The sequence below is a fragment of the Paenibacillus wuxiensis genome (genome assembly GCF_040195695.1).
Lineage (GTDB): Bacteria > Bacillota > Bacilli > Paenibacillales > Paenibacillaceae > Paenibacillus_B > Paenibacillus_B suaedae.
The window spans coordinates 16,998-39,492 of sequence record NZ_JBEFZI010000013.1; the positions used below are offsets into that span (position 1 = coordinate 16,998).

Here is a 22,495-nt window from a genome sequence, read left to right on the forward strand (position 1 = left end):
ATGCGTATCGATGTGTTGACCCTTTTTCCAGAGATGTGCGAAGGGGTATTCGGATCCAGTATATTAGGGAAAGCGCGTGAGAATGGACATGTTGTTATTAACACGGTCAACTTCCGCGATTATTCCGATAATAAGCATCAAACTGTTGACGATTATCCGTATGGCGGTGGCGGTGGTATGGTGTTAAAACCGCAGCCGATCTTTGCGGCGGTCGAAGATTTAATGGTGAAGGCAGTGGAAGAGCGGACATCAGGAATAGCAGAATCGATGGATGGTCACGAGAAAGCAGCGAAACCACGCGTTATTTTAATGTGCCCGCAAGGAGAGCGTTTCACGCAGAAGAAAGCAGAGGAGCTTTCACAGGAGTCCCATTTAATATTCGTGTGCGGTCATTATGAAGGATATGATGAGCGCATTCGCGAGCACTTGGTGACGGATGAACTATCTATAGGGGACTATGTATTGACAGGCGGTGAATTGCCCGCAATGACCGTGGTTGATTCTGTTGTTCGTCTGCTTCCTGGCGTGCTGGGCAATGAGATGTCTGCGGTAACGGATTCGTTCAGTACAGGACTGCTTGAATATCCGCATTATACCCGTCCTGCACAGTTCCGCGATTGGAAGGTTCCTGATGTACTCATCAGTGGCCATCATGCCAATATAGAGATATGGAGACGCGAACAGGCTCTGAAGCGGACGCTGGAACGGCGTCCTGATTTGCTGGAGCATGTGGAGCTGAGTAAGGACGACCTGAAAATAGTACAACGCTTGAAAAGTGATGCCGAGCGAAGCAACGCTTAATGAGAGCTAACCGGTTCAATGAGTGGATTGGTGAATAGACTGCTCCACCATAAATGACTGAGATTCTATGTACGATGGACATAAAATCTCAGTCTTTTTTTATTGGATTCATTCGTTACGCGTATAAGCCCAATTTGCATAACCGTTGTTTACGAAAATAATAAATAATGGGGACAATATTGTTCATAGGTCGCATGTAACATGGGACATCATGAATTCCAATGAAGTGAGGCAAAGTTATGAGTAAAAGTGAGATTCGTAAGAATGGATTGCGGTTGTTTATTGCGATGCCACTGCCGAAGTCTGCTGTTCAAGTATTGGAAGAGTGGTGCACAGCAGGGAAGCAGCGCTGGCAATTTGCGAAATGGGTACACCCGCAGGATCTTCATATTACGCTCCAATTCCTTGGGGCGGTAGATGAGCATGTTATTGAGCGGATTGTACATGTATTGAAGGAGGTGTCCAGAGGGGGCGCTCCAATTGATCTGCAATTCGATGGCGTGGGAAGCTTTGGGGCAAAAGAAGCACCCCGTGTACTATGGGCTGGTCTAGGAGGAGCAATCGACAAACTGCGACAATTGCACCATAGCGTTACAGCCGCTACTTCGCCTTTAGGATTCGAACCGGAGGAACGCCCTTATCGCCCGCATATTACGCTGGCCCGCAAGTATCGCGGAGGGGAAGGTCAGCCCTTCACCATGAACAGCGAACCACTTCCTCCGAATCAATGGACGGGGGAAGAGATCGTGCTGTTCCAGACACATATGAATCAAAGTCCTATGTATGAGCGTTTGCATACTTTTACTCTGGGTCAAGGATAGTCTAATGTACATGTGCTGCAATCATTGGGTCAGGCCTCGTTAATACGACGTCTTGAAAAACAGGTCTATCCTCACGTATATTTTCCAATCTTACACATTTATAATGGAGTCACCATTTTGAGCATGTCGAAAATGGTTGAAAAAGCAATATAAATTGTGAATGGAGGGATATCGTGGAGAGATATGCTTCGCGTATCGGAACGCTGCTGCTTCTGATTACGACCATGCTTTTGGTCGGTTTTTCAAAGCCGGATGATACGCGAAAGGCGACGTGGATATGGCAGGCGGAGAGAATAGAAACAGAATCGGAGCAACTGATTGATTTTGCCAAAAAGAATCGCATTAATGTGATGTATCTGCATATGGATATGACGATTCCAGAAGCATCATATCGGCGCTTTCTGAAGCAGGCAGGTCAAGCAGGAGTTGAAGTGCATGGCTTGGCAGGGCATCCCTTATGGGCTTTGCGTGAATATCGGGACAAGATGATGAAGTTGACAGAGTGGGTTAGCGCTTATAATCAGCATTCTGCTGCGGATGAGCGTTTCAAGGGGCTGCATTTGGATGTTGAGCCCTACGTGCTTCCAGATTGGGAAGATGATCAGCCATCGATCATTCGTTCTTGGACGGCGAATATGAGCGATTGGCTGAATGCTGTCAAGAGCCGCAGCGATTTAGAGCTCAGCGTCGACATGCCGGTATGGTTCGACTCGATCACGGTTCCAGATGCACAAGAGACTTCGTTGTCGGAATGGATCATTCGCCGTTTTGATCATGTAACGTTAATGGCGTACCGTCAGCAGATAGAAGGCGGGAACGGAATTTTGGAGCTTGTCCAGAATGAAATAGAGATCGCAGACCGTGTCGGGACACCGATATGGATTGGGGTCAACACGAAGCCAATGAAGGAAGCTCACACTACCTTCTATGATGCAGGTGTGCAGGCAATGGAGTCGGTGTTGAATCAGGTTCAGGAGCGGCTGCGGCATCATTCCTCCTTCACAGGAGTTGCCATCCATGATTATCGTTATTGGAATCATATGCTGGAGAGAGATGGTGAACCAGGGGATCCCCCAGGGCCAAAGCCTGACCCAGTTCCAGATCCAAAACCAGATCCAAAACCAGATCCAAAACCAGATCCAAAACCAGATCCAAAACCAGATCCAAAACCAGATCCGAATCCTGATCCAGGGGAGATTACAGTCCCGATGCCGCCACCAATTGATCGTACAGGAACCATTATTGGAACCTACGTATGGCAAGCGGAGTTAGCGATAAATCAGTCTGATGACATCATTGCATTTGCGAAGGAAAAGGGAATCAACTTTTTATATGTTCGCTTGGATCTTCAGCAACCGTTTGAAGCGTACCGTGAATTTGTGAAGAAGGCGCATGATGCTGGAATTGAGATGCATGCTATGGGTGGACATCCTGGTTGGGCGTTAACAGAGAATCGGCAGCGGATGTGGAAGCTCGTTGATTATGTCAAACGCTACAATCGTGCTGCCGCGCCTGAAGAGCGCTTCTATGGCATTCATTTGGATGTAGAGCCTTATGTAATTCCGCAATGGCGCAGTGATAAGGACGAGGTCATTGTACAGTGGATAGACAATATGGCGTTTTTTGTCGAATCGACCAAGGCTGATTCTCAGCTTGAGACGAGTGTCGATCTCGCAGTGTGGCTGGATCGAACCTTTATTCCGGGGAAGTCGGAACTGTCGGTTAGTGAATGGATGATAGGGCGTATGGATCATGTGACATTGATGGCGTTCCGTAATATGGCTGGGGGCAGCAATGGAATTGTTGCTTTGGTGAAGCAGGAGATGCAGATGGCGGATTGGTTAGGCAAACGTCTCGTAGTTGCAGTGGAAATGAAGGAGAGTTTTGAAGGCACGCATGTTTCTTTTTATGAGAAGGGTGCTGAAGAGATGCTGAAGCAGTTGGACAAGCTTCCAGAGATGCTTGCAGATCACCATTCTTATACCGGTTATGCGGTGCATGCCTATGATTATTGGAAAGAAGCCAAGCCTTGAAAAGGCGCTTGTGTTCTATTCGTTCATATGCTACAATTAATTTCGTTGTTTGGAATACGGTGGTCCTCTGCATACGATGAGGCGAATGCACTAGGCATGCTGAGATGCAAGAACACCTGTGTGGAAGGAGGGAGTCCTAGATGAATATCGTACAAGCGATTACGCAAGAACAGCTTCGCAAGGATATTCCAAGCTTTCGTCCCGGCGATACTTTGAAGGTTTATGTTAAAGTTATCGAGGGATCTCGCGAGCGTATCCAGTTGTTCGAAGGTGTTGTTATTAAGCGTCGTGGTGGCGGAATCAGTGAAACGTTTACTGTTCGTAAAATTTCCTACGGTGTAGGTGTTGAGCGTACGTTCCCGCTTCATACTCCGAAAATCGATAAAATCGAAGTGGCTCGCCGTGGTAAAGTGCGTCGTGCGAAGCTGTACTATCTTCGCAATCTTCGCGGTAAAGCAGCGAGAATCAAAGAAATCCGTTAAGGAACAACCGGGGGGCTTGCTTGACTGCAAGCTCCCTTTTGCTATTTGTATGGATTGGAGTGCGCAATGCGCATGACGTGAACTTCAAATACGCATCCTAGGAGAAAGCGGGGCACAGCGAATGGATCAAAACGACCAATTGATGGAACCGAATACGCCGGAAGAAACGGCTGAAAAGCCGGCCAGCCCGAAGAAAAACGAATTGTTGGAATGGATTAAAGCGATTGCGATAGCTGTTGTCCTTGTCGTTGTCGTAAGATGGTTGCTGTTCGCTCCGTTTATAGTTGATGGTCCTTCGATGGAACCTAACTTCTGGACGGGTGAGAGGCTCATCGTGAATAAGATCTTGTATGAGTTCAGACAGCCTAAGACAGGAGAAGTTGTTGTATTTCACGTTCCACAAGAGAACCGCGATTTAATTAAGCGTGTAATTGGTGTTGCCGGTGATACGATCGAATATCGCGGTGATGATTTGTACGTTAACGGCAAGAAGGTAGAAGAGACGTACATACAAGAAGCAATAGATCAAGCTCATAAAAATGATATGTTATATAATGACCGTAATTTCCCAAGTGATTCGACTCAGCCGAACAAAGTTCCAGAAGGACATATCTTCGTCATGGGTGACCATCGGAGCAACAGTACCGATAGCCGCATGCTCGGATTTATTCCGTTGAAAGATGTCATTGGACGCGCAGACGTCATCTTCTGGCCAATCTCGCATGTTAAGTTGATTCAACATCATTAGTTGAGTTACGGCTGCCAAGGAGGTGGATAGCGATGTCAATCCAATGGTTTCCGGGTCATATGACGCGAGCGCGACGTCAGATCCAGGAGAAGTTAAAACTGATAGATGTAGCGATCGAACTGTTGGACGCGCGCCTGCCTGTGTCGAGCCGCAATCCAATGATTAACGATATACTCAGCAATAAGCCGCGCCTTATTATTCTGAACAAAAGCGATCTTGCAGATCCAGACGTAACGGCGAAGTGGATGAAATATTTCCGCAATGAAGGTCACGCTGTAATTGCTGTCGATGCGTCAACAGGAAGCAATGTATCGCAGATTCCTGAGGCAGCGCGCAAGTTGCTCGAAGAGAAGTTCCAGAAACAAATTGCAAAGGGAATGAAGCCGCGTCCAGTACGTGCATTGATTGTTGGAATTCCAAACGTAGGGAAGTCTACACTCATTAACAAGCTGGCTGGTAGATCGGTAGCTGCAACTGGCGATCGTCCTGGCGTTACTAAGGGTCAGCAATGGATTCGTGTAGGCTCCGAAATGGAACTGCTCGATACACCAGGGATTTTGTGGCCTAAGTTCGAGGATCAGGAAGTAGGTTACCGATTGGCGACAACCGGAGCAATTCGCGAAGAAATATTGAATGTGGAAGATATCGCGTTTTACGCGCTGAAATATGTTGCATCCCATTACTGGGATCGACTGTCTGAGCGGTTCGGCATGACGGACGAAGTCATAGATGTGGACAATCCAGATGAAGTTGTGCGTTTGATGGAGGACATTGGACGCAAGCGCGGGTGCTTAATGGGTGGCGGAAGAGTCGACTTAGAGAAGTCATCTGGCATTATTTTGCGAGAGCTGCGCTCTGGCAAGTTGGGGCGTCTTACGTTCGAAGAGCCTTATTCATTTATGGTGAAATAGCTGTTCGGTAGATATAGGTAGGATGTTTGGAGTATGAGGATAGCGCCGTTAACGCCGGAGTGGTGTACGGCGCTATTTCTTTAGGTACAGCCGTTACTAGATATGGCAGTGAAGTAAAGACAGGTTGGGGAGGATCATGTTCGCATGGGGAGAAAGAAGCAGGAGGCAACAGCAGAGCCCGTTGACTTATTAGCTTGGGAACGAGAATATTGGGAACGCAGCGTTCAGCATATTGCAGGTATTGATGAGGTTGGCCGCGGCTGTCTATTTGGTGATGTTGTTGCAGCAGCTGTCATATTGCCGCAAGGTCTTATTATTGATGGGATCAATGATTCGAAGAAGCTGTCGGAGAAGAAGCGGAATGAGCTGTATGACATTATTATAGCAGAAGCGATAGCATGGTCAGTTGCACATGTAGATGCCGCTACTATCGATCAGATTAATATTAAGCAGGCAGCTCGTCGTGCTATGAAAGAAGCAGTTGAAGGGTTGGTGACTCAGCCAGAAGTGCTGTTGGTCGATGCAGAGAAGATAGATTTGCCATATGCACAAGAGGCGATTATTAAAGGTGATGCCAATAGTCAATCGATCGCAGCTGCTTCGATCGTCGCTAAGGTAACGCGTGACCGTCTATGTATTGGTGAGTGGAATGACCGATATCCGGAGTATGGCATAGCCGTTCATAAAGGGTATGGAACGAAGCTGCATCGGGAACAGCTGCTCCTTCATGGGCCAACGCCGATGCATCGCAAGAGCTTCTTGTCCTCCTTATTTCCTGAAGAGGAGCAGTTGACGCTATTCTAGCACCATCTGTTAACGGTAAGTAATTATCTATTATTCTGTTTTCTGTTCTAGTGAACGATAGCTGCGGATAAGTACTCATTATTCGTCTGCTCTATGCCGATATATAAGATAGCTATTTGCAGAGGACGTGGGATGGACATGAATATATCACAATTGGTACGAAGTTTGGCTGGGGAGGCGAGACCCGGCGAGCAGCGTTCATTGGAACTAAAAACGGGTCAGGTCGTTCGTGCGACTGTAACGGAAGTGTCTGAAAACGGGCACGAGGCCGTCGTATCAGTAAATGGTGTTCCTGTACGTGCAGTGCTGGATGCGCCGATGCAGCCAGGGCAAACGACGTGGATGCAGGTACAGGGGCAGCAGTCGGATGGATTGGTTATATTGAAGCAGACAGAGGGCCCTTCTGTCGGCACATTGCCTTCAATGGAAGAAGCACTTAAGCAATCCGGATTGCCGGATGAAGCATGGGCACGCCGCTTGCTGCAAGATTTACAGCGGGCCGGTTTGCCGCTAACGAAGGAGCTTGCAGCCAAGCTTAGCCAAGCGATGGCCTCGAAGCCTCCTGGAGTGGCAGCATCGGAATGGATGCAAGCAGCAGGTCTAGCGCTTCGTCGGCAATTGCCGCTCACAGCAGATACATTAAGCGGTCTGCGGCAAGCACTGTTCGGCAAGCCGCTGACGGATATGTTTGCAGGATTTATGCGCGCTGGGGATGAGTCTCTGGTCTTGGGCAGCGGCTCGCTTGGCAGCAGCGGGGCCAATACTGGCAATGCAGGTACACTGTGGACACAACCGCTGCGTGAGGCACAAACACTCATACGTGCACTGCTTGCAGAGGGACTGCAAACATCAGGTCAGCAGGCTAACGGAGGAGCGGGGGCGGCTGCAAGTGCGAATGGTGGCGCCACAAGTGCTCCTAGTGGTCAGTCTTCTGCCTCTCCTATGCCTGAGACACTTAATAGGAGTACTAGCGGCACGAGTATGGATTCGACATCAGCTGTGGGCAGAGGTGTCCAAAATGGAGAACAAGTACGATCTATCTCCCTTCAGAACGGCAATTTTGGCGGAAACGGTGCTTCAGGGACTGCTGGAGCTTCTGGAACATCATCTTCTCCTCAACCGATGGTTCAGAGTGGTGCATGGATTGGTAAAGTCCTTCAATTGCTCGGCGTGTCGCATGAACAGCAGGCTCATCGAGCTGCAGTCATGGAGCTAACGTCTCAGCAGCCGCAGCAGACAGTGGGTGAAAATGGACAGCCTGCTGTTGGCGGCGGTGGTAGCACTGCTGCGGCATCAGGCAACTCAAGCACATCAGGAAGTAGTGGACTAATAGGAAGCGGCAGTGGAAACACAGCACCGCAATTTGGGACTCCCGCACAGTCTGCAGCGGCAACTGTGCATGCTTCAGCATTGGCTGCGGATGATGCAGCAGCGGACAAAGCATCTGTTATGAATGGAGGAACGGGGCGTAGTGCAGCTTCTCAAGAAGTGATGTCTAGCGGGGCAGCAGCGAAGGCAGGGACGGCAGCGGCACCAGTTGTATCAGGGATGGCACAGCTGGATATGAACCACCTGACAGCCAGTGCAACACAGCAGGGAGCGGCAGTTGGAGAGTCGCTGAAGAGTGCCCTCCTTCAATTGCTGCAAGCGGATGGAGTCCCGCATGCACTCCGTGAGGCAGCTCAACAGCTTGTACAGCATGTCACCGGCCAACAGTTGCTGCTCGCGTCTGATCGCCAAGCTCCATTCTCCCATATTACATTGTTTGTCCCGCTTGTAACGCCGGAAGGCAAGCAAACTGCGGCCGTTCACATTCAATCCCGTCAGAGCAAGCGAGGAGAGCTTGATGCGGGCAATTGCCGACTCTGGTTCGATTTGAATATGAAGGTGCTCGGGCGTACGCTCGTAGATGTTCAAGTGGTAGATAATGCGGTTGCATTGCATATCCATCATGCTGATGAACGGCTCGGTGAATGGATGGATGGGTTGCGTGATGAAGCGGAAGAAGCACTGGAGCAAATCGGTTACCAGCTGTCCGCTTTCCGAACACTACCGCTTCCTGAGAAGCGTTCTGATGCGGGGTCAGTGCAATCTCCAGAAATCAGCATGGATGATTATGCCGCGAAGCCTTACAAGGGGGTGGACATGAAGATATGAATAACAAACCGTCTATCCCTCGACCAGCTTCCGTCGAGCCTGTACAGCCATCACCTAACTCGGGAACGAGTTATTGGAATCAGCAAGAAGCACGTCACGGTGTTAGAGAAGAGACGCATGCGTCTGCGAAGGCAGGTGGCGCCACACCACGCAAAAAGGCAGTTGCACTTACTTATAATCCCGAACAAGGGGAAGCCCCAGTTGTTGTAGCTAAGGGACATGGTCAAATAGCTGATCGCATTCTCGAAAAGGCGAAGGAGAGCGGAGTCCCTATTCAAGAGGATGCTTCTTTAGTTGAGGTATTGTCTAAACTAGATATCGATCAGCAAATCCCGCCTGCCCTTTATCAATTGGTTGCAGAGGTGCTCTCCTTTGTATATAAAGCGGATCAGCGAGCGGATAAGGGGTGGATCAATCGTGGAACGTAAACATCATGGGAAGGCATCACAAAAGAAACATCAACAGATGTCATCAGTTGATGCGGGTACTCCACCTCATATTTCAGGTAGCCGGAAGAGGAGTGTGCCGATGAAGCTTAATCGTCGTGCGCGGGGAACTGAGGCAGAGCAGCTTGCGATTGCTTATTTAGAACGTAGAGGCTACCGCATTATTGATGTGAATTGGCGCTGTAAGTTAGGTGAGATTGATATTGTTGCGAACGATGGCGATGTGTGGGTGTTTGTCGAGGTTAGAAGCCGCACCGCGGGATTGCGTTATGGCGGTGCGGCAGAGGCAATCGATTGGCGCAAGCAGCGCAAGGTGCGAGCAGTGGCAACGGCGTATATGCATCGACATCGCTTAGATGAGGTTCATATACGCTTCGATGCAGTAGCGATTACCTACTCGACGGATCATGGAACTCCACCCGACATTGAACTATTTCAGGGAGCATTCTAATCCGTTCATTCAGGCATGATTCCGCTTGTCCAATGTACGGTACTGGATCGCTTCCGCTACGTGTGCAACCTCGATAACTTCACTTCCTTCGATATCCGCGATCGTTCGGGATAGCTTCAAAAGGCGATCATGTGCTCGTGCACTCATGCCTAGCTGATCATAAGCCTGCTGCAGCATATTCTTCGCGCTGTCCGACAAGCAGCAGTATGTCTTCAGATAAGAGCCTGAGAGCTCGCTGTTGAATTGGATATTCAGTCCTTCATAGCGCTGAGCTTGTACCCGTTGTGCTCGCATAACCTGCTTGCGCATCTCCTCGGAGCTTAGATTGTTGCTGGACCAATCGGAAATAGGGGAACGAGGTACTTCAACCTGAACATCAATCCGATCGAGCAGGGGGCCTGACAGCTTGCTTCGATATTGCTCAAGTCGTCCATGTGAACAACGACATTCTTCTGTACGGGAACCGGCATATCCACAAGGACATGGATTCATGGAGGCTGCCAGCATGAAGTGAGCAGGGAAACGGAAGACGGCGCGTGCTCTGCCGATGGTAACGCTTCGTTCTTCGAGTGGTTGGCGGAGCACTTCAAGCACTTGGCGCGGGAACTCGGGCAGCTCATCCAAAAAGAGGACGCCGCGGTGAGCCAAGCTGATTTCACCTGGTTTCGGGATCGCACCTCCACCAATAAGTCCAGCAGCAGAGATGGAATGATGGGGGGAGCGGAAGGGGCGTGTCATCATTAGACCTATACCATAGTGGCTCCATTTCCCCGATACACTATAGATCTTGGATACCTCGAGCGCTTCAGCTTCATTCATAGGCGGTAAGATTGTAGGAAGTCTCTTGATAAGCATTGTCTTGCCGGTGCCCGGAGGGCCGCTCAGCAGTACATTATGCATCCCTGATGCTGCAACTATTAACGCACGTTTGACATGCAGTTGACCGTTTACGTCGGCGTAATCCTCCAAATTCCTTGCTACCGTTTCCTCCTTTTTCATTTCACTACTATCTCTGTCTTTCGCTTCTCGTGAAGCAATCGGCAAGTCATCTACACTGTGGATTTCCTGCAGCTCACTTAGATGGCGGAGCGGGAATACTTGGATTCCTTCTACCAGTAATGCTTCAGCAACATTGTCTGCAGGAACCATAACACGGGTGAACTTTCTTCGGCGCGCTTCGTCAACAAGAGACAGCACGCCTGGAACCGCACGGGTAGAACCATCGAGTGCCAGCTCTCCAATGAGGAGCATCTCCTCAAATGGCTGGTTTGGAATCTGTCCGCTCGTACATAACAGTCCTATCGCCATGGCGATGTCGAATGATGTCCCTTCCTTGCGCAGATCAGCAGGTGCCAAATTAATCGTGATCCGCTCTAGTGGGAACTTCCAGCCGCAATTGCGAACAGCGGCTCGCACTCGTTCAATGGATTCGCGAATGGCGGCATCAGGGAGGCCAACAATCGTCACCTGAGGCAGCCCGGGCGAAATATCAATTTCCACATGAATGAGTCTTCCTTCTACGCCGTACACAGAAGCACCCCATAAATTTCCGTACACAAAAAACACCTCTCAATCGTTATTCTCAGCCGAAAACTGGAATACGAGGGAAAGGTGCTTCCTTATCTACACTCGTTATATAACTATAGCGTCTACGATAGCATTTATCAAAAAATTCGTAATTGCAATCTCCTCAATCTACTAATCTCCTTAATCTACCTAATATATTGGAACAGGCTTCTTGCAAGCAGATTAGGCGCAGGTAATAATTATTATAGCTGTAGGCAGTACTTGCGTCAATTTCGGTGGCGATTTCGATGAGTTGTTCCCTATTAATCTCAAAATGAGATGATATCAATATCAAAAAAATGTACGTTCTTGACGAAAATGAGAGGAAAGCGTTTTAAAATCATGATACAATGTGTTCGGATTGTATATATTTTCCGTTATTGTGAGTAGCGGTGGCGAAGCGGCGGAAGCGGTTCCCCAATTTCACGGACGCGCCGCGAGGTGTAGTAACAGGAGCTAACTCAGTATGCTTCTGCCCTACAACCTCGGCTTCGAATCGGAATAAGCCCATGAGGCTAACGATCGGATAGGGGGATGCACGATGAATATTCATGAGTATCAAGGCAAAAGTGTATTGAAGCAATATGGCGTTGCTGTTCCAGAAGGGAAGGTTGCTTTTACGGTGGATGAAGCCGTCCAGGCAGCTGAAGAATTGGGCACTCCCATTGTTGTCGTCAAGGCGCAAATTCATGCAGGCGGCCGTGGTAAAGCGGGCGGAGTGAAGATAGCGAAGAGCTTAGATGACGTGCGTACATATGCGACGGAATTGCTTGGCAAAGTGCTCGTGACGCATCAAACAGGTCCGGAAGGCAAGGAAGTAAAGCGTCTGTTGATTGAACAGGGCTGCGACATTAAGAAGGAATATTACATTGGTGTAGTTGTTGATCGTGGTACAGGTCGCGTCGTGATGATGGCGTCTGAAGAAGGTGGCACGGAAATCGAAGAGGTTGCTGCAGCAACACCGGAGAAGATCGTGAAGGAAGTTATCGATCCTGCGGTCGGTCTGCAAGTCTTCCAAGCGCGCAAGCTCGCATATGCAATCAATATTCCTGCTGAGCTGGTCAACAAGGCTGTTAAATTTATGGTTGCCCTGTACCAAGCATTCGTTGAGAAGGATTGCTCGATTGCAGAAATCAACCCGCTGGTTATAACAGGTGAAGGTGAAGTAATGGCTTTGGATGCGAAGCTGAACTTTGACTCCAATGCACTGTATCGCCATAAGGACATTCAAGCGCTGCGCGATTTGGATGAAGAAGACGAGAAGGAAATCGAAGCATCCAAGTTCGATTTGAGCTATATCGCCCTCGACGGCAACATCGGCTGTATGGTTAACGGTGCAGGTCTTGCGATGTCCACGATGGATATCATTAAATATTACGGTGGAGAGCCGGCTAACTTCCTAGATGTAGGGGGCGGCGCTACAACGGAGAAAGTAACAGAAGCATTCAAGATCATTTTGTCAGATGAAAATGTAAAAGGCATATTTGTAAATATCTTCGGCGGTATTATGCGTTGTGATGTCATTGCAAACGGTGTTGTCGAAGCTGCGAAGCAAATTGGTCTTGATCGGCCGCTCGTCGTCCGTCTGGAAGGTACGAACGTGGAGATCGGCAAGCGCATTCTGAATGAATCCGGATTGAACATTGTTGCAGCCGATTCGATGGCAGACGGTGCGCAGAAAATTGTCGCTTTGGTTCAATAATTCACGGACGAGAGGATGAGAGTCAATGAGTATCTTAATTGATAAACATACCAAGATTATTACACAAAATATGACGGGTGCTACAGGCATGTTCCATACAAAGGGCGGGCTTGAGTATGGCTCACAGATGGTAGCAGGCGCTGTCCCTGGCAAAGGCGGAACTACGGTTGACATTACGCTTGATAACGGTGAAGTGGTTACACTTCCTGTTTACAATACGGTAGTGGAAGCTAAGAATGCAACAGACGCAACAGCGAGTGTTATTTATGTGCCGCCAGCATTTGCAGCAGATGCGATTATGGAAGCAGTAGATGCCGATCTAGATCTGGTTATCTGTATTACAGAGGGTATTCCTGTATTGGATATGGTCAAGGTTAAGCGCTACATGGAAGGCAAGCGCACACGTCTTATCGGTCCGAACTGCCCAGGTGTCATCACACCAGGACAATGCAAGATCGGTATTATGCCGGGATATATTCATGCACCAGGCCATGTAGGCGTCGTATCCCGAAGTGGAACACTCACATATGAGGCTGTTCATCAATTAACAACGCGCGGCATCGGCCAATCTACTGCAGTTGGCATTGGTGGTGACCCGGTCAAAGGCTCTGAATTCATTGATATCTTGCATCTGTTCAATGAAGATCCAGATACACATGCTGTTATCATGATCGGTGAGATCGGTGGTACAGCTGAAGAAGAAGCAGCAGAGTGGATTCGTGATAACATGAAGAAGCCGGTAGTAGGTTTCATCGGCGGAGCGACAGCACCTGCAGGCAAGCGTATGGGTCACGCAGGCGCCATTATTTCAGGAGGCAAGGGAACTGCTGCTGAGAAGATTGCTACGCTGGAGGCTTGTGGTGTAAGAGTTGCGCCTACTCCTTCGGAAATGGGCAGCACGCTTGTTGCTGTACTTGAAGAGCGTGGGATGCTTGAGGCCTGCACGACGCATGTTGTGAATTCCTAATATTCAAAAGGTAAGCAACCTTTATTGCACGGAAACGTGTATAAAGGTTGCTTTTTTTTATTTTGTTAGCAAATTAAAGTTCTATGAATTTCAAAAACAATGGGTTGACACTTGCAATCTGTTAATATCTCAAGCAAAATAAGGGAAGCGGATTCGCGCTTCTCTAATGAAGGGAAAGAATGCGATGAGCAGATGGACTGAACGTCATATTTTATTTGCACTACATGAAGCAGAAGGAATTGGATGGCACACTATTCGTGACTTAATGGATAGAATAGGGCTATTGGGGCTGCCATGCTGGTTGGATCGATCTTCCTCGCAGTGGCAGGAATCTGGATTGAAGCCGAATGTGGCTGACAAGCTAGCTGCACAGTTTCGTTCCGACCGTCTCGAGCAGCGACTTGAGTTCACGAAGCGCAGCGGCATTGAATGGATAACGGCGCTTGATGAACAGTACCCATTATTATTGAAGGAAATCCCTCAATATCCTTGGGTGTTATATGGTAGAGGAGATTGGAAATGCCTCGGGGAAGCTTCCGTTAGTATCGTAGGTACACGAATGCCTACATCATATGGCAAGAAGGTCGCAGCTACACTAGGGGAGCAGCTAGGACATATAGGGCTGCATGTGGTTAGCGGGCTAGCGAGAGGGATAGATGCATCCAGTCATGAAGGCGCTCTCAAGTATGGCAGAACGGTTGCAGTCATGGGGACGTCATTTGACCGAGTGTATCCACCCGAGAATCGAAGCTTGGCAGGAAGAATTGTAGAGAACGGAATTGTCATTACCGAGTATCCGCTCGGCATGAAGACGCACCCGGGAATGTTCCCACTTCGGAATCGAATTATTGCGGGGTTGTCCCTGGGAACAGTTGTTGTAGAGGCCAATTTGCGCAGTGGCGCCTTAATTACGGCGGACATGGCGTTAGAGTCGAATCGCGAAGTATTTGCCGTTCCTGGTCCGATTACATCTCCGAAGTCGGCAGGGACGTTGAAATTGCTGTACGAAGGCTCGGCTAAATTAGTTCGTTCGGCTAGTGATATTGTGGAAGAATTTAAAGGTTGGTTGACAACAATCCCTTCGCCGTACAATAATGAAACGGTCGACGCTATTGGGGAACAACCCCTAACTGATGAAGAGAAGCGCATTTATAAGCTCATTTGTGATCAAGACAGTACAATCGATGACTTAATGCAGAGCAGCAGTTCGACATTTGCGCAACTCCATGAAGTTTTGTTATCCTTACAATTAAAAAAACGAATCCGAGAAGGCCCGGGGGCCGTATATAGCTCGGAATGATAGTGCAGTATGCTGGAGAGGAGGATGCGCCTGTGGCGGATTCACTAGTAATTGTCGAGTCACCTGCGAAGGCCAAGACAATTGGAAAGTATTTAGGAAGCAAGTATATAGTGAAAGCATCAATGGGGCATGTTCGCGATTTGCCGAAGAGTCAAATTGGCGTTGAGATCGAGGACAATTTTGCACCCAAGTATATAACGATTCGCGGTAAAGGCAGTGTCCTGAAAGAATTGAAGGATGCTCGGAAAAAAGTAAAAAAAGTGTATCTCGCAGCTGACCCCGATCGTGAAGGAGAAGCGATTGCTTGGCATTTAGCACACGCTCTCGAATTGGATCAGTCAGAAGCTTGCCGAGTCGTATTTAATGAAATTACGAAGCAAGCGGTGAAGGATGCGTTCAAAACCCCGCGTCAAATCAATATGGACCTCGTTCATGCACAGCAAGCGAGACGTATCCTTGACCGTTTGGTCGGTTATAAGATAAGTCCGCTTTTGTGGAAGAAGGTGAAGAAAGGATTGTCGGCCGGACGCGTACAGTCCGTGTCCGTAAAACTGATCATCGACCGGGAAAATGAAATTAGCGCGTTCATTCCTGAAGAGTATTGGACGATTACAGCACGCTTGAACATGGGCAAGTCTTCATTCGATGCGAAGTTTTACAGTATCAATGGGGAGAAGAAAGAGCTTACGAGCGAAGCTGAAGTAAATGAAATTCTTCAAGCAATTAAGGGCAATTCATTTGTCGTCAGCGAAGTGAAAGAGAGAGAGCGTCTACGTCATCCTTCGCCTCCGTTTACGACAAGCTCCTTGCAGCAGGAGGCTGCCCGCAAATTGAATTTCCGTGCGGCGAAGACGATGTCTGTTGCACAGCAATTATATGAAGGGGTCGACCTTGGCAAAGAGGGAACGGTAGGTCTCATTACGTATATGCGTACGGACTCTACGCGTATTTCCCAGACAGCACAGGAAGAAGCGGGAGAGTTCATTAAGGGTCATTACGGCGATGAGTATATGCCTGAGACTCCGCGTCAATATGTGAAGAAAAATGCGAATGCGCAGGATGCGCATGAAGCGATCAGACCTACATCCATAATGCGAACTCCTGACGAGATGAAGTCCTTCTTGAGCCGGGATCAGTTCCGCCTATACAAGCTGGTATGGGAACGGTTCGTGGCAAGCCAGATGACATCTGCCATTATGGATACGATGACCGTAGATATTAAGGTTGGAGAAACGATGTTCCGTGCGAACGGATCCAAAATCCGCTTCCCTGGCTTTATGAAGGTGTATGTGGAGGGCAACGACGATGGCACGGTTGAGGATGACAAGTTCCTGCCTCCGCTCACTGTAGGAGACAGCATGCAGACTGAACAGATTGAGCCGAAGCAGCATTTTACACAGCCGCCACCGCGTTATACAGAAGCTCGACTGGTCAAGACGCTAGAGGAGCTTGGAATCGGACGGCCGAGTACATACGCGCCAACACTGGAGACAATTCAGAAGCGCGGATATGTAGCGATTGAAGAGAAGAAGTTCGTCCCAACAGAATTGGGAGAGCTGATCATTCAACTCATGGAAGAGTTCTTCCCTGAAATCTTGGATGTCGAATTTACCGCTCACATGGAAGAGGATTTAGACCATGTCGGTGAAGGGCAGCAGGATTGGGTAAAAGTACTTGCCGATTTCTATGAATCCTTCGAGAAACGACTGCTTGTAGCGGAAGAGGAAATGAAGGAAATCGAAATCGAGGATGAAGTGTCCGATGAGATTTGTGAGAAATGCGGACGTCATTTTGTATACAAGATGGGGCGTTTCGGTAAATTCCTGGCATGCTCAGGCTTCCCGGATTGCCGCAATACACGCCCGATTGTAAAAGATACCGGTGTTACTTGTCCGAAGTGCCACGAAGGCAAGCTCGTTGAGCGCCGCAGTAAGAAGGGACGTGTCTTCTATGGATGCGACCGCTACCCAGAATGCGATAATGTGATGTGGGATCGCCCTTCTGCTAAGCCTTGTCCTTCGTGCGGAAGCTTGATGATTGAGAAACGGAGCAAGCAAGGAACGAAGCTAATCTGCACAAGCTGTGATCATAATGAGCAGGTGCAAGAAGATTCAGATGATGAATAAGGAGCTGCTGGCATACACATAAATGAACGTGACCATGCTGTGAGATGTCAGGCTTCGCTGCTGTAATTCTTGTGCTATCTTCACAAGTTTACAGTCTGAATTACGATAATAAAGGTTAGCTCTGCATCGCGGCTGCTTATTCAAGGAGCCGCGATCAGTGCTTTTGCATACAACTGAGGGGGATATCAAGAAATGAATCAGCCTAGAGTAACCGTCATTGGAGCTGGATTGGCGGGGAGCGAGGCGGCATGGCAAATTGCACAGCAAGGCGTGCCTGTCACACTATATGAAATGAGACCTGTCAAACAAACTCCAGCTCACCATAGCGGACGTTTTGCAGAACTGGTGTGCAGCAACTCGCTGCGAGCGAATGGATTGAGCAATGCAGTAGGTGTGCTGAAGGAAGAAATGCGCTATATGAACTCATTAATCATGAGCGCAGCTGATAAACATGCTGTACCAGCCGGTGGAGCATTGGCGGTTGACCGTGAAGGCTTCTCGGATGAGATTACGAACACGCTTAAGGAGCATCCGTTAGTTGAGGTTCGCAACGAGGAAGTTGCGGATATTCCTGAAGACGGTATTACTGTCATTGCGACAGGTCCTTTGACATCCGAATCGTTATCCGCACGTATTAAAGAATTGATGGGTGAGGAGTACTTCTACTTCTACGATGCGGCAGCGCCTATCATTGATAAAGATACAATCGATATGAACAAGGTATATTTGGCTTCTCGTTATGATAAGGGTGAAGCTGCATATTTGAATTGCCCAATGAATGAAGAAGAGTTCAATGCGTTCTACGAGGCGATTATTACAGCAGAGAAAGCTGAACTGAAGACATTCGAGAAGGAAGTTTACTTTGAGGGCTGCATGCCGATTGAGGTCATGATGAGCCGCGGCAAACAGACAGCTCTGTTCGGGCCAATGAAGCCAGTAGGTTTAGTTGATCCGAATACAGGCAAGACGCCGTTTGCTGTAATTCAGCTTCGTCAGGATAATGCAGCAGGCACACTGTACAATATGGTTGGCTTCCAGACTCACTTGAAATGGGGAGAACAGAAGCGGGTGTTCCGCATGATCCCTGGTTTGGAACAAGCCGAATTTGTACGTTATGGTGTTATGCACCGCAATACGTTCGTTAACTCACCGAAGCTGCTCGAACCAACTTATCAATTCAAGGGCCGACCATCCTTGTTCTTTGCTGGTCAGATGACAGGGGTAGAAGGTTATGTGGAATCTGCAGCATCGGGATTGATTGCAGGATTGAATGCAGCACGGTATGCAGCGGGCAATTCATGTCTTGTATTGCCGCAGCAAACGACATTAGGAAGCATGGCGAATTACATTACCACTGCGGACTTTAAACATTTCCAACCTATGAATGCGAACTTTGGCTTGTTCCCGCCGCTGGAGACTCGTATTCGCAACAAAAAAGAAAAGAACGAAGCCATCGCACATCGTGCGCTTGATACGCTGCGTGCATTTCAGGAAGAGCATGGCATCCACATCAAATAATTGGTGAAGCGTAAGGAAGCAGCGGCCGTTTTGTGCATGTCTGGTTCCTTTGCGCGTTCATAAGGCAGGAGGCTTGGTAGAGTGGAATATTCATTTCATGCAACAACGATTTGTGCGGTAAGACATAATGGTGCAGCTGCGATTGCAGGCGACGGTCAGGTGACCTTTGGCAACAACATGGTGATGAAGCAGCACGCACGCAAGGTTCGCCGCTTATATCGCGGTCAGGTAGTCGCTGGATTTGCAGGCTCGGTAGCGGATGCGATTACATTGTTCGAGAAGTTCGAAGGCAAGCTGGAGGAGCATCACGGCAATCTGCAGCGCGCAGCAGTCGAGCTTGCGAAGGACTGGCGTCAAGATCGTGTGCTTCGCAAATTAGAAGCATTGATGATTGTAATGGATGCGACCCATATGCTGCTCATTTCGGGCGGGGGAGAGATTATTGAGCCTGATGACGATGTCATCGCAATCGGATCTGGTGGATCATTTGCACTTGCTGCTGGACGCGCTTTGAAACGACATTCTCCGAATATGACAGCCAAAGAAATGGCGGAAGCTTCACTTCAGATTGCAAGTGAAATCTGTGTATATACGAATGACAATATTGTGGTTGAACAAATTTAATAGCCGTATGGCAGCCGGAGCGGAGGGGTAGTAATGAATCAGCAAGCGTGGACACCGCGACAAATCGTTACTGAATTGGATAAGTATATTGTTGGTCAGAAGAATGCGAAGCGTGCCGTTGCGATTGCACTGCGCAACCGATATCGCCGTGGACTGCTTGATGAGAGCATCCAAGATGAGATCGTTCCGAAAAATATCTTAATGATCGGGCCTACAGGTGTGGGGAAGACGGAAATTGCCCGTCGCCTGGCTAAGCTTGTTCATGCGCCATTTGTTAAAGTGGAGGCGACGAAATTCACCGAAGTAGGTTATGTCGGTCGAGATGTCGAATCCATGGTTCGAGATCTGGTAGAAACATCGATTCGAATGGTGAAGCTGGAGCGTACAGAGAAGGTGAAGGACAAAGCAGAGGAAATGGCAAACGAGCGTATTGTCGAATTGCTAGTCCCTACACCTCAATCGAATAAGAATGGCCGTAACCCGTTTGAGATGTTGTTCGGCCAGAGCAACAACCAGGAACAGGCATCTCCTGAGAAAGAGCCAGACCCGGGCATCCAAGAGAAGCGCCGCAAAGTACGTTTCGAATTGTTGTCTGGACAGCTCGAGAACGATATGATTGAAATCGACGTGGAAGAGAATACACCGAGCATGCTTGATTTCCTGTCTGGCCAAGGTAATGAGCAGATGGGCATGAACATGCAGGAGATGTTCGGTAATCTGCTGCCTAAGCGCATGAAGAAGCGCAAGCTGACGATTAAGGAAGCGCGCAAAGTTTTAACACAAGAAGAAGCGGGTAAGTTAATTGATATGGACGATGTTACTCAGGAGTCCATTCGACGTGCAGAGCAATCCGGCATCATCTTCATTGATGAGATCGACAAGATTGCTTCCAGCGGACGGGGAGGTTCTGGCCCGGATGTATCCAGAGAAGGGGTACAGCGAGACATTTTGCCGATCGTAGAAGGCTCAACCATTATGACCAAGTATGGGCCTGTAAAAACAGACTATGTGTTGTTTATTTCAGCAGGTGCCTTCCATATCGCCAAGCCGTCTGATCTTATTCCCGAATTGCAGGGACGATTCCCGATTCGTGTCGAATTGAACAATCTGTCGCTGGATGACTTCGTGTCCATCTTGACGGAGCCGAAAAACGCATTGACGAAGCAATATGTCGAATTATTGAAGACAGAGAATATTGAAATACAATTTTCGGATGAAGCAATCCGGGAGATTGCCAATATTGCTGCAACGGTGAATCAGAACATGGAGAATATCGGGGCAAGACGCCTTCATACGATCATGGAGAAGCTGCTCGAAGACTTGTCTTTCGAGGCGCCAGAGCTGACATTGGAGACATTTCAGATTACACCGGAATATGTACGTGAAAAACTAGCAGATATTTCTCAGAACCGGGACTTGAGCCAATATATATTGTAGTATAATCCGACAAAGTGTGACAATTGTTATTGAGATATAGACCAGTCAAAATGTTCGACAAACTATTTAGAAAAAGCCCTGACTTTCGGACGAAAGATAGGGCTTTTTTCTTATTGTGTTATAACCCAAAGTTTAAGATGATAGGTATGGCGTTAATTATCTTCTTCTGTCATAAAATTAACAAATTGAATGAATAATCGCGAATCATGCACATGCGTCCTTCGACTTATGCACAAAAACAAATATTTTGTCGAAAAAAAGAAGGAGAAACGTCAAAGTAAATGGTATAGTAATATAGTCAAAATTTTAAACAACGAAAAGGAGGGGTTATTGTGGATCTATTGAATGGCGTTCATATGTCGCGCCTGGAAGGTGCCATTCAAACTTCTGTAGCGAGGCAGAATGCGATTTCAAATAATATTGCGAATGTCGATACGCCATATTTTAAGCGTTCGGAAGTGCAATTTGAATCTCTCCTGAGAGATCAGATGGAGGGCGGGTCTCTGGTAGGTCGCCGAACGAATGAAAACCACTTTTATATTGGGCCTTCTCAATCAACGCCGTCCATGCAGGTGATTCGCGACCAAGCTACCGTGATGGGCAATAATCGCAACAACGTCGACATGGATCGGGAAATGACGATGCAGGCGGAAAACCAGTTGCGCTACAACACCTTTATACAGCAGCTTAACCATCATATTAATATGATGCGAACATCAATGGATGTTAGGAGGTAATCGATAGTTATGAAGATTAGCAACAGTTTTCAAATTAGCTCGTCCGGTTTAACCGCTCAAAGATTGCGCATGGATGTCATCTCCTCCAATATCGCGAATGCGGAGACGACGCGTGCACAGTATGTGAACGGGAAGTTCGTACCTTACACTCGCAAGGTTGTCGTCATGTCACCGACAGAGCCGACTTTTCAACAATCCTTTGAAGCTGCGATGAAGGGTGAGCCGACATCAAGAGGGGTTAAGGTATCCCAAATTAAAGCGGATAATTCGGCTTTCAAGATCGCATACAATCCGACACATCCGGATGCAGATGAGAATGGTTATGTAACGATGCCTAACGTCGACATAGCGAAGGAAATGGTCGATATGATCTCAGCAACTCGATCATATGAGGCGAATGTGACAGCACTCAATGCTTCCAAATCGATGGTTATGAAGGCGCTCGAGATCGGCAAGGGATAATTTCGCTATTTTTCGACAAAAATCTGCCGAACCATTCGGATAAGGAGGGAAAAGAGTGATTCAGAATACAATGCTCCCAATACATATGGCTCAGCCGGCCACGTCTTCTACGGCCGCAGCAGGGCTGAAGCAGAATTCACCAGCAGAAGTGACAAAGTCTTTCGGCACTTTCTTTGCAGATGCACTCCAGCAACTTGAAGGACAAGAGCAGCAAGTCCAGACGATGAATGACAAGTTTATACTGGGTGAAGTTGATGTCGATCAACTCATGATCGCCTCAGAGCGTGCGCTACTCGGCATGCAGCTGACTACTCAAGTGCGCAATAAGGTCGTTGAAGCGTATCAGGATATTATGCGCATGCAGTTATAACAGCGTGATGTCTTACATAGTTTGGGTGGGGT

At 48.2% G+C, this 22,495-nt stretch carries 20 protein-coding genes and 1 pseudogene; 20 read left to right on the plus strand and 1 reads right to left on the minus strand.

Annotated elements, in window-relative coordinates; translation table 11 throughout:
• From trmD to ABN764_RS25095, 10 genes and pseudogenes are all read left to right on the plus strand, one after another.
• The gene (gene trmD / locus ABN764_RS25050; RefSeq protein WP_072728784.1) at positions 1–801 is read left to right on the plus strand and encodes a tRNA (guanosine(37)-N1)-methyltransferase TrmD; all 801 of its coding nucleotides are present in this window, start codon (positions 1–3) and stop codon (positions 799–801) included.
• Positions 802–1,040: 239 nt separating this feature from the next.
• Positions 1,041–1,622, plus strand: a complete 582-nt coding sequence (gene thpR, locus ABN764_RS25055) for an RNA 2',3'-cyclic phosphodiesterase (RefSeq protein ID WP_072728783.1) — start codon at positions 1,041–1,043, stop codon at positions 1,620–1,622.
• Between the two features lie 173 nt (positions 1,623–1,795).
• Entirely contained in the window at positions 1,796–3,655 is a 1,860-nt protein-coding gene (locus ABN764_RS25060; RefSeq protein ID WP_446673442.1) for a hypothetical protein, read from the plus strand.
• A gap of 140 nt (positions 3,656–3,795) precedes the next feature.
• Positions 3,796–4,137: a 50S ribosomal protein L19 gene (rplS, locus tag ABN764_RS25065; protein WP_005551919.1), complete on the plus strand. Its 342-nt coding sequence runs from the start codon at positions 3,796–3,798 to the stop codon at positions 4,135–4,137.
• A 121-nt stretch (positions 4,138–4,258) separates the two neighbouring features.
• The gene (gene lepB, locus ABN764_RS25070) at positions 4,259–4,885 is read left to right on the plus strand and encodes a signal peptidase I (protein ID WP_021256573.1); all 627 of its coding nucleotides are present in this window, start codon (positions 4,259–4,261) and stop codon (positions 4,883–4,885) included.
• A gap of 32 nt (positions 4,886–4,917) precedes the next feature.
• A complete protein-coding gene (ylqF, locus tag ABN764_RS25075) occupies positions 4,918–5,796 on the plus strand; it encodes a ribosome biogenesis GTPase YlqF (protein WP_446673443.1) in 879 nt (292 codons plus the stop codon).
• 144 nt (positions 5,797–5,940) lie between these two features.
• Positions 5,941–6,600, plus strand: coding sequence for a ribonuclease HII (gene rnhB, locus ABN764_RS25080; protein WP_021256571.1), 660 nt, complete (start codon positions 5,941–5,943; stop codon positions 6,598–6,600).
• A gap of 138 nt (positions 6,601–6,738) precedes the next feature.
• Entirely contained in the window at positions 6,739–8,757 is a 2,019-nt protein-coding gene (locus tag ABN764_RS25085) for a TP0910 N-terminal domain-containing protein (RefSeq protein ID WP_446673444.1), read from the plus strand.
• A 143-nt stretch (positions 8,758–8,900) separates the two neighbouring features.
• Positions 8,901–9,185 (plus strand): annotated as a pseudogene (locus ABN764_RS25090) (EscU/YscU/HrcU family type III secretion system export apparatus switch protein); the annotation flags it as partial.
• Positions 9,186–9,285: 100 nt separating this feature from the next.
• A complete protein-coding gene (locus ABN764_RS25095) occupies positions 9,286–9,654 on the plus strand; it encodes a YraN family protein (RefSeq protein ID WP_268624442.1) in 369 nt (122 codons plus the stop codon).
• Between the two features lie 9 nt (positions 9,655–9,663).
• Here the strand turns inward: ABN764_RS25095 and ABN764_RS25100 are convergent, their stop codons facing one another.
• Positions 9,664–11,211, minus strand: coding sequence for a YifB family Mg chelatase-like AAA ATPase (locus tag ABN764_RS25100; RefSeq protein WP_446673445.1), 1,548 nt, complete (start codon positions 11,209–11,211; stop codon positions 9,664–9,666).
• 550 nt (positions 11,212–11,761) lie between these two features.
• Here ABN764_RS25100 and sucC point away from each other — a divergent pair.
• The 10 genes from sucC (at position 11,762) to fliE (ending at position 22,463) form a co-directional block, all read left to right on the plus strand.
• Positions 11,762–12,922 carry an ADP-forming succinate--CoA ligase subunit beta gene (gene sucC, locus ABN764_RS25105; RefSeq protein WP_021262475.1) on the plus strand — a complete coding sequence of 387 codons (1,161 nt, stop codon included), beginning with the start codon at positions 11,762–11,764 and terminating at the stop codon, positions 12,920–12,922.
• Between the two features lie 25 nt (positions 12,923–12,947).
• Positions 12,948–13,889, plus strand: coding sequence for a succinate--CoA ligase subunit alpha (sucD, locus tag ABN764_RS25110; protein WP_174807802.1), 942 nt, complete (start codon positions 12,948–12,950; stop codon positions 13,887–13,889).
• A 184-nt stretch (positions 13,890–14,073) separates the two neighbouring features.
• Positions 14,074–15,189, plus strand: coding sequence for a DNA-processing protein DprA (gene dprA / locus ABN764_RS25115; protein ID WP_174807803.1), 1,116 nt, complete (start codon positions 14,074–14,076; stop codon positions 15,187–15,189).
• Between the two features lie 32 nt (positions 15,190–15,221).
• Positions 15,222–17,315 (plus strand): type I DNA topoisomerase, encoded by a 2,094-nt coding sequence (topA, locus tag ABN764_RS25120; protein ID WP_174807804.1) that lies wholly within the window; start codon positions 15,222–15,224, stop codon positions 17,313–17,315.
• 192 nt (positions 17,316–17,507) lie between these two features.
• Positions 17,508–18,833: an FADH(2)-oxidizing methylenetetrahydrofolate--tRNA-(uracil(54)-C(5))-methyltransferase TrmFO gene (gene trmFO, locus ABN764_RS25125; RefSeq protein ID WP_021256562.1), complete on the plus strand. Its 1,326-nt coding sequence runs from the start codon at positions 17,508–17,510 to the stop codon at positions 18,831–18,833.
• 81 nt (positions 18,834–18,914) lie between these two features.
• Entirely contained in the window at positions 18,915–19,457 is a 543-nt protein-coding gene (gene hslV / locus ABN764_RS25130) for an ATP-dependent protease subunit HslV (RefSeq protein WP_021256561.1), read from the plus strand.
• A gap of 33 nt (positions 19,458–19,490) precedes the next feature.
• Positions 19,491–20,894, plus strand: a complete 1,404-nt coding sequence (gene hslU / locus ABN764_RS25135; RefSeq protein WP_090511267.1) for an ATP-dependent protease ATPase subunit HslU — start codon at positions 19,491–19,493, stop codon at positions 20,892–20,894.
• A gap of 332 nt (positions 20,895–21,226) precedes the next feature.
• The gene (flgB, locus tag ABN764_RS25140) at positions 21,227–21,631 is read left to right on the plus strand and encodes a flagellar basal body rod protein FlgB (protein ID WP_446673446.1); all 405 of its coding nucleotides are present in this window, start codon (positions 21,227–21,229) and stop codon (positions 21,629–21,631) included.
• 9 nt (positions 21,632–21,640) lie between these two features.
• A complete protein-coding gene (gene flgC / locus ABN764_RS25145) occupies positions 21,641–22,093 on the plus strand; it encodes a flagellar basal body rod protein FlgC (RefSeq protein ID WP_021256558.1) in 453 nt (150 codons plus the stop codon).
• A 55-nt stretch (positions 22,094–22,148) separates the two neighbouring features.
• Positions 22,149–22,463, plus strand: a complete 315-nt coding sequence (gene fliE, locus ABN764_RS25150; RefSeq protein WP_021256557.1) for a flagellar hook-basal body complex protein FliE — start codon at positions 22,149–22,151, stop codon at positions 22,461–22,463.
• The last annotated feature ends 32 nt before the right edge of the window (positions 22,464–22,495 follow it).

Excerpts from the sequence above, each read along its gene's own strand:
- trmD (WP_072728784.1), top strand. The coding sequence starts at position 1 with ATGCGTATCGATGTGTTGACCCTTTTTCCAGAGATGTGCGAAGGGGTA.
- thpR (WP_072728783.1), top strand. The coding sequence starts at position 1,041 with ATGAGTAAAAGTGAGATTCGTAAGAATGGATTGCGGTTGTTTATTGCG.
- rplS (WP_005551919.1), top strand. The coding sequence starts at position 3,796 with ATGAATATCGTACAAGCGATTACGCAAGAACAGCTTCGCAAGGATATT.
- lepB (WP_021256573.1), top strand. The coding sequence starts at position 4,259 with ATGGATCAAAACGACCAATTGATGGAACCGAATACGCCGGAAGAAACG.
- ylqF (WP_446673443.1), top strand. The coding sequence starts at position 4,918 with ATGTCAATCCAATGGTTTCCGGGTCATATGACGCGAGCGCGACGTCAG.
- rnhB (WP_021256571.1), top strand. The coding sequence starts at position 5,941 with ATGGGGAGAAAGAAGCAGGAGGCAACAGCAGAGCCCGTTGACTTATTA.
- ABN764_RS25085 (WP_446673444.1), top strand. The coding sequence starts at position 6,739 with ATGAATATATCACAATTGGTACGAAGTTTGGCTGGGGAGGCGAGACCC.
- ABN764_RS25095 (WP_268624442.1), top strand. The coding sequence starts at position 9,286 with ATGAAGCTTAATCGTCGTGCGCGGGGAACTGAGGCAGAGCAGCTTGCG.
- sucC (WP_021262475.1), top strand. The coding sequence starts at position 11,762 with ATGAATATTCATGAGTATCAAGGCAAAAGTGTATTGAAGCAATATGGC.
- sucD (WP_174807802.1), top strand. The coding sequence starts at position 12,948 with ATGAGTATCTTAATTGATAAACATACCAAGATTATTACACAAAATATG.
- dprA (WP_174807803.1), top strand. The coding sequence starts at position 14,074 with ATGAGCAGATGGACTGAACGTCATATTTTATTTGCACTACATGAAGCA.
- trmFO (WP_021256562.1), top strand. The coding sequence starts at position 17,508 with ATGAATCAGCCTAGAGTAACCGTCATTGGAGCTGGATTGGCGGGGAGC.
- hslU (WP_090511267.1), top strand. The coding sequence starts at position 19,491 with ATGAATCAGCAAGCGTGGACACCGCGACAAATCGTTACTGAATTGGAT.
- flgC (WP_021256558.1), top strand. The coding sequence starts at position 21,641 with ATGAAGATTAGCAACAGTTTTCAAATTAGCTCGTCCGGTTTAACCGCT.